Annotated in this window: 8 protein-coding genes; 2 read left to right on the forward strand and 6 right to left on the reverse strand. The window is 40.6% G+C overall.

The annotated features are described in order from the left end of the window. Positions 1-71 precede the first annotated feature (71 nt). The gene (locus B4U84_RS18320) at positions 72-791 is read left to right on the forward strand and encodes a rhomboid family intramembrane serine protease (RefSeq protein WP_131119921.1); all 720 of its coding nucleotides are present in this window, start codon (positions 72-74) and stop codon (positions 789-791) included. Between the two features lie 196 nt (positions 792-987). Here the strand turns inward: B4U84_RS18320 and smpB are convergent, their stop codons facing one another. Then, the gene (gene smpB / locus B4U84_RS18325) at positions 988-1,455 is read right to left on the reverse strand and encodes an SsrA-binding protein SmpB (RefSeq protein WP_131119923.1); all 468 of its coding nucleotides are present in this window, start codon (positions 1,453-1,455) and stop codon (positions 988-990) included. Between the two features lie 259 nt (positions 1,456-1,714). Between smpB and B4U84_RS18330 the strand changes: the two genes are divergently transcribed. After that, positions 1,715-1,996, forward strand: coding sequence for a WGxxGxxG family protein (locus B4U84_RS18330; RefSeq protein WP_131121003.1), 282 nt, complete (start codon positions 1,715-1,717; stop codon positions 1,994-1,996). Positions 1,997-2,130: 134 nt separating this feature from the next. Here the strand turns inward: B4U84_RS18330 and B4U84_RS18335 are convergent, their stop codons facing one another. The 5 genes from B4U84_RS18335 to B4U84_RS18355 all read right to left on the reverse strand — a co-directional run bounded on the left by B4U84_RS18335 (position 2,131) and on the right by B4U84_RS18355 (position 10,975). Next, a complete protein-coding gene (locus B4U84_RS18335; RefSeq protein ID WP_131119925.1) occupies positions 2,131-3,552 on the reverse strand; it encodes an IctB family putative bicarbonate transporter in 1,422 nt (473 codons plus the stop codon). 131 nt (positions 3,553-3,683) lie between these two features. Beyond that, the gene (locus B4U84_RS18340) at positions 3,684-5,246 is read right to left on the reverse strand and encodes a GAF domain-containing sensor histidine kinase (protein WP_017310564.1); all 1,563 of its coding nucleotides are present in this window, start codon (positions 5,244-5,246) and stop codon (positions 3,684-3,686) included. 590 nt (positions 5,247-5,836) lie between these two features. Further along, a complete protein-coding gene (locus B4U84_RS18345) occupies positions 5,837-7,018 on the reverse strand; it encodes a low temperature requirement protein A (RefSeq protein ID WP_017310565.1) in 1,182 nt (393 codons plus the stop codon). A 120-nt stretch (positions 7,019-7,138) separates the two neighbouring features. Further along, the gene (locus tag B4U84_RS18350) at positions 7,139-9,730 is read right to left on the reverse strand and encodes a sigma 54-interacting transcriptional regulator (protein ID WP_017310566.1); all 2,592 of its coding nucleotides are present in this window, start codon (positions 9,728-9,730) and stop codon (positions 7,139-7,141) included. 153 nt (positions 9,731-9,883) lie between these two features. Beyond that, positions 9,884-10,975 (reverse strand): glycosyltransferase family 4 protein, encoded by a 1,092-nt coding sequence (locus B4U84_RS18355; RefSeq protein WP_131119927.1) that lies wholly within the window; start codon positions 10,973-10,975, stop codon positions 9,884-9,886. Positions 10,976-11,721 lie beyond the last annotated feature (746 nt).

Consider the following 11,721-nt stretch of genomic DNA (forward strand, 5'->3'; position numbering starts at 1 on the left):
TAGGTAAATCCTAAACACTTAACAACTCAGGTATTGTGTAGTTGAGTTGTGCAAAAGCAAGAAAAAAGCCTGTGGTTCCAATTAAAGATAATAATCCAACAAAAATCACCCCCTATGTGACTTATGGGCTGATTGTTGCGAACGTTCTCGCATTCCTTTATGAATCAAGCCTTCCTCCCCAATATTTGGATGGGTTTTTTCACTTATTCGCAGTCGTACCACGAGAACTGACAGCTAGTTTTGCAGGTATTTCTGTTAGTCAACCTGTACCAGAGTGGGTAACGTTAATTACTGCCCAATTTTTGCATGGTGGTTTGCTACACCTTGGTGGTAACATGTTATTCTTATGGATTTTTGGTAATAACGTCGAAGATAAATTAGGTCATGTTAAATATTTATTTTTCTATTTAGCTAGTGGCGTTGTAGCAACATTAGCTCAATGGTACTTTTCTCAAAATTCTGCGATTCCCTCATTAGGTGCAAGTGGTGCGATCGCTGGCGTTTTGGGAGCATATATCATCCGTTTTCCCAAAGCAGAAGTCCTTGGCGTCGTTCCCTTGGGATTTTTCTTTCCCACCTTTCGTGTACCAGCATACTTTTTTCTCGGATTTTGGTTTATCGAACAAGCTTTTTACGGCCTTGCTAGCCTCGAAGCACCCACCAACATTGGTATCGAAAGCGGAGGTATTGCCTACTGGGCCCATGCTGGTGGTTTTTTAGTGGGAGCGATTCTCGGCCTTATACTAGGATTATTTAACCAAGATTCTGAACAAGAAAAATATACTTGGTAGTCATTGGTCAAGTGTCATTAGTTATTAGTCATTGGTGATCCGATTTTGGAAAATGGAATTGACCGCACGGATAAATCCGCTTTCTTGTACCCTGAGAATAATCATCGATTAATGGTCATGATTTATTAGCTTTGCACGAAGGACAAATGACACTTGATCAACGACACTTGACCAATGACACTTGACCAATGACTATTTAATAATTCTTCATTGCCCGTTGCATTTCACGTTGGTCTTGACGTTTTTTCATATCCTCTCGTTTATCATGCAGCTTTTTACCCTTCACAAGGGCAATACTAATTTTCACCCAACCACGTTTGAAATACATTTTCAGAGGAACCAAAGTCAAACCTTGCTGTTCTACTTTACCAATTAACTTGCGGATTTCTTGGCGATGCAGCAGTAGTTTACGTGTGCGGCGTGGTTCGTGGTTAAAATACTGTCCACTGGCAGTATAAGGCGAAATATGTACGTTGATCAGCCATGCTTCTCCATTGCGGAGCAAAGCATAACCATCTTGAAGATTTACCCTACCTGCACGGATTGATTTCACCTCAGTCCCCGTCAACTGAATCCCAGCTTCGTAGGTTTCGAGAATATCGTACAAATAACGGGCTTGCCGATTGTCACTAATAACTTTATAACCGTCGCTCTTATCACTCATTGAAAAATTTTACTTAGATCTAAATTATGACTAAAAATTCTTGAGGATGCCTAATAAATATATAAAAGGCTATTAAACCACTATAGTACGCCTAACTAGAGATTAGTTTTATCCTAGCTTTTGTTCATCATTGCAGCATTGATATATCTTAAGCAGGAGTGTCAAATATTTTTAGTTTATAGCCAGAGGTTGATTTTGTTGATGTAGGTACTCGATAAAGTTGTGAATAACTTTGCAACAAATCAGGGAAGATCTCATGATAAAAAGTAATCTCAGCAAGCTCGTCAGTGCTAGTGTTCTTAGTTTGGGTATGTCAATACTACCCTTAACCATACCTGCACAAGCACAAACCACGACAGACCCCACAATTAACAATCCGAATGCACCAAATACAGGAGTTTATGAAGACAGAGGTTTTGACTGGGGTTGGTTAGGATTACTCGGTTTATTAGGTTTAGCTGGTTTGGCTGGTAGAAAGCGTCAAGAACCAACTCGCTATAACGATCCTAACGTTGTTGGTAGTACAACCTATAGAGAATAACTTGATTCATCACCGTTCAAATCACAACGAAAGCAAAAATTGCTTGGCAAACTAGACTTTTAGAAAGATGACAAAAACTAAAAAGCCTTGAGGGATATTCTACTCAAGGCTTTCTTTACAAATTTAATCTGTTCCTAATTCTGGATAGATTGAATTTCCTTGTCTGTTTGATTTGATATCACAGGAGTCCAGTAGCTAGCGACTAAAGCAACTACTAGCCACCAAATACTATTAACTACAGGACGATACCACACAGTATCCACCAACCCATGGCCTAACATACCGACTAAAGTAGCGATCGCTCCAATCAACCATAAACCATCTATGCTATTTAATTGCCGAAATCTTTGCAGTTGTGACAACCCTGTATTAAATATGACTGCAAGTAACCACAGGAAACTAACCAAACCAATAATTCCAGTTTCCACAGTCACTTCCAAAATGATCGAATAAGCACTCAAAGCATTATATCGGGGTAGTTGGTAAAGCGGATAAACCTTATTAAATACATCGTGTCCAGGGCCAATACCAAAAATTGGAAAATCCTGAATCATTCTGAACACAGCAGTCCACACATTTATACGGAAGTTATTACTACTATCTGCACGCCCAGCAAAAATACTGATGATGCGTAGGCGAAAAGTTTCGGAAACCCCAAAGGCGACTGCAAAACAAGCTACAAAACATCCCAACATGATGGGTACTAACCAAATACGCCAAAACCGGGGTAGATAATCAGCGTACCAATAGCGTAATAGCAACACAATAGCAAATAGTGCGATCGCTAGACCAATAAAACCACCACGGCTGTCAGCAAAACGAAAGCAGGCTAAATTCACAACAAACATCGTGAGTGCCAAACCTTTACGCAGCCATCCCCGCCAAGCAAACATTGCTACTAAACTCAAAATCACAGCTGGTAACAAATATCCAGCTAGCAAATTTGGATTACCTAAATAACTATAGACCCTTGTATTTTTAGACAAAGGAGATTCAGGGTCAACCCAAGTTGCTAACTGTGCAGCACCAAAAAACTTCTGGCGCACACCATAAATACTTACAAATAAAGATACATGTAAGTACAAAACTAGCAAAAAAGACCGAATCCGAGGCGATTTCAGAATCCTGGCGCACAAAGCAAATAGTGCTAAGTAAAGTGTAAAATTTATCAATCCTTCTAAAGCAGCTTTTTTCTCTGGAGACAGAGCTGTAGCAACTACACAGACTCCCCAATATAGCAACACCAACAAATGAATCGGGGTTGCAAACAAACTCTTTGAAGAGCTTACCTCATCAGATAAGGTCAAAATTAGCCAAAATGCTGTACAAGCAAGCATCAAAAGCCCAAGCAGGGTTGTATTAACCACTGTCAAAGGCGCTAATATCAAGACCAAGCTAACTAAAGTAGCCGCTATTAGATCTCCCCACTGCATTAAAATACTGCTTTGTCGCCAAGAACGCAGCACCCCTACCAGAGAACCATGGAGGTAGCTGGTGTCAAGATATTCCTTGAGTGGTAAATAAGATAAAGTGAATTTTTGCCAGATTAGATTCATAAGAGGCTTTGAGCAACTAGCACAGAGCGTATAACTTGGATTCAATGATAGTTTGGTATTCTTCAAAAATTGAAAAACTTCCAGTTTATAGTCAATGCTAATTGAAGATAGCCAATGCTTAAAGGTAGTCCCTAAGAAGCAGTTGTTGGGGAAACATCACCCAGAACTTCTGCTTTTTCTTGATTTACTGGCAAACTCAGGATATAGCGGTATCCTGCGTCTGGTGATCCTTGAATCGAAATATATCCGCCGTGCAATTCTGCTAAATGACAACTGAGCAACAAACCCAAGCTTTCCCGTGAAAGAGAACCAGAACGCTTGGTTGTATTGAGCATACTGGATGTAGAAACCTTCACAGTTTGTGATTTGTCTGAAGTTAATGACAAACTAATTGGGTCTTCTTGCTCTTCCAAAGAAGAATTATAAACGGCAGTCTCGTCTGTTAGTTCCGCCAATGGCATTGCACTCAGGCGAAAATAAGAATCAACTTCAGTGATTCCATCTCCTAACCAAGGATGAGAAACCCAGACTGTAATGTTGAGTGTATTTTCTTTAGATGAAACATGAATCCGTACAACACTACCTGTAGCAGAAAGTTGTATCACGCTGAAAACCAGATGATATAATATCTGTCGCACCTTGTCTTTATCCAAAAACCAAATGCGATTGCGTCCAGGTTCAAGAGATAGGCGAATATCTTGCTCACGACGATTTGCAGCCTCCTCAAGAGTATGAACCGCTTGTTGACACAGCATTTCAATATCTACAGAAGATAAATTCAAGGCTGTCTCAGTTTCATCCATTGCTCCAAGTTCAGAAATTTCATTGACTAGGCAAAGTAGATATCTACCACTATGTTGGATAATGTCTAAATATTCTCTCTGCTTAGTGGTCAAAGGTCCATAAATTTCACGTCCCAAAACACTAGTCATACCGAGTACAGATGTTAAGGGTGTACGTAGCTCTTGCGTTAACTGTTCCAACAGTTCTATCTTCAGTTGACTAGTAGGAACTGAACTTGTTGGTAAAGTGATTGGACTAATTCTGATTTCACTTTCACTAGTATTTGGTTCGCTAAGTAACCAGTTAGAAACATGATTGGCACTTTTTGTTTCTGAAGTTGCTTGTTGCAAAAGTCGGTTACGTTCAAATTCACTCATACTCCAACGAGCGATGATCTGTAAAAACTCAATGTCTCGATTGGTAAAGTTGCGCGGTACTAAATCCATCACCGCCAATGCGCCTAAGCAATTTCCACTAGCATCAATCAGTGGCGCTCCCAAATAAGCCCGAATACCATAATCTTTAACCAATTTGTTAGCAACAGCACTGCCTGCATCTGCAATTTTTCTGGCATCATTTATTATTATTGTTTGGTAATTTTCTACTACCTGAGTACAAAAAGATTCCTCACGTAACAATTGACGATTTTGGGCTAACTGATTCATTAACCCCAATCTAGATAAGCCCACTGCTGATTTGAACCAATGACGCTGTTGATCCACAAATCCCAAAATGGAAATAGGTGCTTCTAAAAAGTGAGCAGCAGTTTGAGTAGCTTCTTCAAAAACTGGAATCGTTTCTGTTTGTCGCAACCCTAATTCTGACAAGGCCTTAAGGCGTTGTTGTTCTCTGGTTTCTGGAGATGTCCAACCATCCTGTACAGACAACAATTTATTTTCCGACTCTACCATTACCACTGTCACCTTGATAATTCTAGATAATGTAATTTATATAGCCAGTAGACTTTGTGGGATTAATCGAGAAAAGGTAGAAGAAATAGGGTAAAAGGAATGCAATTTTCCTTTACCCTTTGTCCTTTTAGCTTTTCTCTACAACATTGCAAAAAATAGCTTTTGCAACAGGTCCACTGTTTATGGGTTCTTTGCTATTTTTAAGCATTCCCCAATTTTCGGTCAGATCAACAAAGTAGATGTAAAATTTTTCACTCGTCAAAAGTTTTTTGCGTACTTAAAATACCATTACCACATAATTATTTTTATTTGTTAATAGGGCTTTAGCTCGATTAAATACAAATTTTTTACTTAAATCTAGTTTCAGTAATTTATAAAATTATTGTCATATATACTTCTCAGTATTAACCCCCAATCCAATATCTTGCATCAGCTTTTCATCCCGCCAATAAATAAATTTATTGGCTAATAGCTAAAGTCAGATAAATCTGACTAGGACGATGTTTGAGTCCGTTTTAACGGACTTATGCTATTAGCCTCACAATTAATTCTGAGGCGGGATACGGAGTTGGTGCAAGATATCAGCGATCCTAAATCTCTGGATCAACCAAGCGCGTAGTAGGACGACTCTGATATAAATCCTGGGCGACTTGCACGACGCAGACTAAAGACACAAGTCCAATCACTGCAATAGGTAACAAACCCTTTCCAAAAAAAGCGATCGCAATGACAATAATCGCCGCTACAGCTCGAAACTGAAAACGAATTTTGCAATAACGAATCACACCAACACGATGCAGGATACCCAAAGCTAAATAGCACAAAGCCACAGAACCACAAAGTAACCATCGGTACGGATCGCTGAGTGCGATCGCTTGTTTACTAATTAATACTTTTTCTACACCAACTCCAGCCCCAGCAATACCAATGACTAGGGGTAGATGAGTATAAAGCCAAGTCGCAACAGTTCCTATTTTTCCTTGGGTGCGTGCCGTTTGAATCGGTGTACCGCCAAGGTTATCAAAATAAACCCACCACAAACTAAAAGCGATCGCTAGACCAAATATAGCAGCAATTACACTCAGAACATTCCATTTTTGTTCCGAAACACCCTCAACAACTGCGATAATTGCCTCACCCAAGACAATAATCGTAAATAATCCGAAACGTTCTGGTAAATGAGAAGCGTGGGGAAGTAATTTTAGCTGGAACTTTGTAGCTGTAAAGGGTGTAATCAAGTCAATCATAATTCCCGCTCCCCACAGCACAAACCGCCCAGGTGTAGGTATGAATGCTGATATTAACCAAAACACGGCAGCGATCGCAAAACCTGTAGCATAGCGTGTAGTCAATGGACGTGCTGTGGGAATATGTATACCAGCACGAACATATTCTACAATCAGCACCGCGCGAGCCAGAGCATAAGAAAGAGCAAAACCAGGCGCATTTTCAGCCAAACCATGATGAATATTTACAGCCAAAGCCGCCGCAGCCAGCATTTGCAATGCTACCAAAAACCGCCGTCCGATATCATCACTATCAAAGCGGTTTGCATACATGGTAGTGCCAATCCATGACCACCACACAGGTATAAATAAAAATACAAACCCTAAATATCCCAGTATCGAAACATCTTCCTTGAGATTGTGAGCAAGTTGTGCAACCGCAACCACAAACACCAAATCATAAAATAGTTCCAACCAAGTAGCACGTCTTTCTTCTTCACTGTCTTCACTTATGCGTAAGCGTGGGGGCTGTAAAAAATTATTCATATTAGTTAACTCTGTATACTACTGTGGTAAATAGTGGGGAGATAGGGAGAGCTTAATTCTCATCCCTTAACTTTTCCCTGTTCCCTGTATCCACGAATGAATTTAATTTTGTTTAACTACTTAAGACACAATAATTTGCCACATACTAATTCCCAAAGCGATCGCAGCTAAATGTTGCGATAACATGACACGCAAAGGTTGCCGAGCAATTTTTTGTGTTAACAACATTGATGAAAGTACTGAAATAATTAAAGTTGTTCCCTGTAAAAAAGCTATTACGGCAGGGTGTGCAACTACAACAGGTAATTGCCCACCGTCTAAACCAAAGGTTGCAAAAAATACTGGTAAAATTTGTCCTCCTTCGCCTAAACCCAAGTGTAGATAATGCGCTAAGTTACCTCCTAAGACCAATGGTAAATAACCATAGGCTAGTTCTGTAAATGAGCGTAATTTGATTTTATTGGGAATTTTCACCGCAGAGGACGCAGAGGACGCAGAGAAAATTGAGGAGATGTTGTTATTCAACCAGCAATAAGTTTTGAGCAGCGCGTATGCGAGGAAAATAAAGGTTGCGGGAATGAGCAAAACTACTAGGGATAAGCCTAAGTGGGAGAAAAACTGATTTAAATCTATTTGCAATCCCAGCCAAGATTGCAATTCCGGTAAGCGATGCAAATATACTCCACCCAAAAGTAATAACAATAGGGCGATTTCATAGTTATGGGATATATGCGTTGTCCACAATTCGATACCAGGGGGACGCAAGTTAAATTCAACTGAACGGTGGGGACAGGCTTTTAAGCAAGTCATGCACAATACGCAATCTCTGTTATCTTCTAGCTGGGCAGGATGGGAGTATAAAGGACAACCATTAGTTTCCATACCTTCGCCTTTTTGTGGTCCGCCTTTGTAGCACTGATAGGTGGTGCAAGTCGCGGAACAAATCCCTTGTTGGGCGCGGAGTTCTGTCATTGAGAGTTTGGCAAATAAACCATTCATCCCACCTATGGGACAAAGATAGCGACACCAAAAACGTCTCTCAAAAATGGCAGAGCAAATCATCGCGCCAGCAGTAATCAATAGCAGCAAACAGGCGGAAAGATAAGCAGTATTTTGTAAGTCCCAAAGTTCTTCCCACAGAAAAATTAGGGTAAATAAGCCGAATAAAAACCAGCCACCCCATTTTTCGGCTTCTTCCCGTGGCCAGCGTTTGAGTTTTTTTCCAAACAAAGATGTTGAGATTTTCTGCGTAATTTCACCGTAAATCATGAACGGACAAACTGAACACCAAATCCGTCCTAAAAAGGGGAATAAGAAGAGAAAAACAGGCCACCACCAAGCCCAGAATAGATTTAACCCAAAATTGCGATCGCGTGTTTGCGGTCCAACAAATAATACTGCGACAAGAAACGCAAAAGCAGCAACGGTAAAGCCATAGTTAATCCGATCCGGCCACCACGGACTGCGAAGAAACTTCCGCAAACCAGGATAAGCATTCAAAAGATTCAGCCGAAATCGCTTTTTCTTGGTTTCTGCTGACCAGAAGATTTCTTCTGTTAACTCTGTCGCTTCTCCTGCTTGAACAATCGCCCGTTCTACCAAGTTTTGTAATTCTTTTAAATTCCCAGGGAAGTCATAGGACTGCAAACGACGTAAAGCTTCTGGTGTCACATGGGGTTTGGGGATGCCTCTAGCGCGAGTGTAAAGACTGATGTAGTATTCGACTTGGGCATTAATATCAGTTTTCCGTACCCGTAGCGGTGGGACTTTAATAATCCGACCAACGCAACGTTCAATTTGCGCCTGATTTTTTTCTGCAACGATCATAATCCGCGCGCGGCTAGTACGGGGTTCAGCGTCTGGTTCTCCCGGACGAATTACGGGAATATACGTCTGGTCTTGTAATAATTGTTTGAGTTTTGGGAGTAACTCTGGTGGAGTTTCTTGGATATTGTTGAGGATGAGAGTACCTTCACCCAGCCATTCTAAAAGTCCGCTTTTACCACCAGCGCGCCCAAATAATTCTGTACCACTGGTTTGCAAAATACCACAGTTAATTTTGATGATTGGTTCCCGGCGATATTTGGAACCAAAATGAATCAAAGTTGCAACATTATCTTTTTCTAACCCTGGTTCGCCAAAAATCAATACAGATTTGCGATCGCCCGCAGCTTCTCGAATTTGTTCCCGCAAACGCATCGCATAACGACTCGTCCCCACAATCCCACGTCGCGCTTTGGTAACTAAATATGGGCGTAATGCTAAAGAACGTTCTTGTTCATAGTTAAAAGCAGATGCTAACTGTGCTAATTCTTGAGCCAGCATCCGCGAGACAACCTGAGCAATTTCGGGATATTTCCCAATGATTTCTTTAAAGATTTTTGCAGTCACAACCCAAAAATGACATTCTGTGATAGTCGTGATTGTGCGCTGCGCTAATTCATCTAAAAGTATTTCTTGTAAATGAATAATAGATCCAGGCAGAAAACCAACAGCTAAACTAGGGTTATTTTTATTAATGCTCTCACTTTCGAGCTTTCCTTGCAAAAGAATATAAAGCGCCTCTGGAGAATTAGCCTCAGTAGCTATATTGTAATTTGCCGGAAAAACCTTTTCTTCGAGGACTTGCGCGATCGCACCCAACAGTTCAGGCGATAAACTTCCTAAAGCTGTGCGTTCCTGTAGCCAGATCACTGATTCTGGTGATGTCATAGTTGGCCGTTCCCCTCTCAGCACTGCTATATAAAAGCATTATCGCTTTAGAGTTGACCAAAAGGGATCGGGCATGAATCAGTTAACAGTTAACAGTTAACAGTTAACAGTTAAGAGTGATAACTGATAACTGATAACTGATAACTGTTAAAACTAGCGAGTCAAAGATGTAATCGACTCCAACGAGTTTCTTAACATACTATTAAACCAATTTCTAAAGTTGCGTTCTCCGATGATTTTTTCGTAAACTGCTTCATAGCCATCGACCATTTGAGCGACGCTGAATTTTTTCTCTACGTGTTCTCGGCATTTACGACGGTCTAGTTTCAAAGCTTCAGGAATCATCTTGGCCATTTCTTCGTAGCTTTGGCAAACATAACCACTCTCGCCATTAGCAATCACCTCAGACACAGAACCCATATTCATGGCTATGACTGGTGTTCCAGTCGCCATTGATTCGGCCATCACCAAACCAAAAGGTTCGCACCAAGTGATCGGGAAAAGAGTAATTGCTGCATTTCCTAATAATTCGGCTTTTTGAGCGTGATTGACTTCACCCAAAAATTCGATTTGCTTACCATCAATTTGGGGAGCGATTTCTTTTTCAAAGAACTCTTGATCGACAACATCTACTTTACCAGCCATTTTTAAGTGCCAACCTGTTTGTTTGGCGATCGCAATGGCGTGTTGTGGTCCTTTTTCTGGTGAGAAACGTCCTAAAAATGCCAGATAGGGAGGATCTTGGGGTTGAGCAAAAAACGGAAACTTTTCGACGCTGATTCCGTTGTAAACTGTGGCAACGTAGTTAATATTTAACAAACGTTGTGCGTCACTAATGCTGACATATGGTTGCGTATAGTGCTGCCTAAATACTTTACTGTTGTCTTGAGTAAAGATTCCATGCAAGGTATGCACCGTTGGTGTTGAAACTATATTAGCTAGGGGTAACGACCAGGTTCCAAGATGGGAATGGATAATATCAAACTCCCCAGCACGTCGATAAACTTCGCTAACATGCATGAGTTCGTACATTACGGGTTCTTTAATGCTTTTATCCAAGCGTAATGCACGAGGACTACCCGCTTCTAAACGAGCTAAAGTTTGGGAATCACCGGAAGCGAATAACGTAACATCGTGACCTCTACGTACTAATTCATCAGTCAAACGACTTACGACTAATTCGGTTCCACCGTAGGTTACAGGTGGAACTTGTTCCCATAAAGGAGCGATTTGTGCGATTTTCATAGATATTTAGAGTTCAGTAGTCAAAAGCCTTGTCACTGAGGCTTCATTTTGAGATATCCAACGTAGATAAGTTCCCCTGATATCTGCAATTGACTTCACGTCATTGGCTGCAAACTGTGCAAATTATGCAACTTTGGCGAACTGAACTGAAAACTCATCTCCAGTGAGTGTGTAGATGGATTTACATTTTTTACGGTAAAAGTAAATTCATATTGTGAACATCTATCTAAAGATAGGTATTTTTCTCTATAGATAGGCATATTCTTATATTGGAGTAAAATAATTTAAGCGATCGCACCCACAAATTAGCTTGTAAATAGAGTTGTTGAAGCGTTTAAATAGCAAGACTTTGTTTGAAATCAGAAGTTCCTCGTTTCAGGTGAGAATTTTCTTGTTTTAAGTTCTTGTGTTAAGTAAAAAATTTCAATTGTAGGGTGTGTGACGCCGAAGGCTAACGCATCCACCCGATGATTTGCGGTGCGTTAGGCTGAAGCCATAACACACCCTACCAGGTATAGGTTGGCAAGCCAGTGTGGTGACGGGTTTCCCGGTTAAGCACCTGGCTGCATTTTGAAGTATTGGCTTACATTGCGAATGTATCGGCTTACATTACGAATGTATCGGCTTACATTACGAATGTATCGGCTTACATTGCGAATGTATCGGCTTACATTTTGAATGTATCGGCTTACATTTTGAATATTCCGGATTATTGACCCACCTGAAACAAGCCACTTTCATAGAAG

The organism is Westiellopsis prolifica IICB1 (assembly GCF_004323185.1).
In the GTDB taxonomy this organism is placed as follows: domain Bacteria; phylum Cyanobacteriota; class Cyanobacteriia; order Cyanobacteriales; family Nostocaceae; genus Pelatocladus; species Pelatocladus prolificus_A.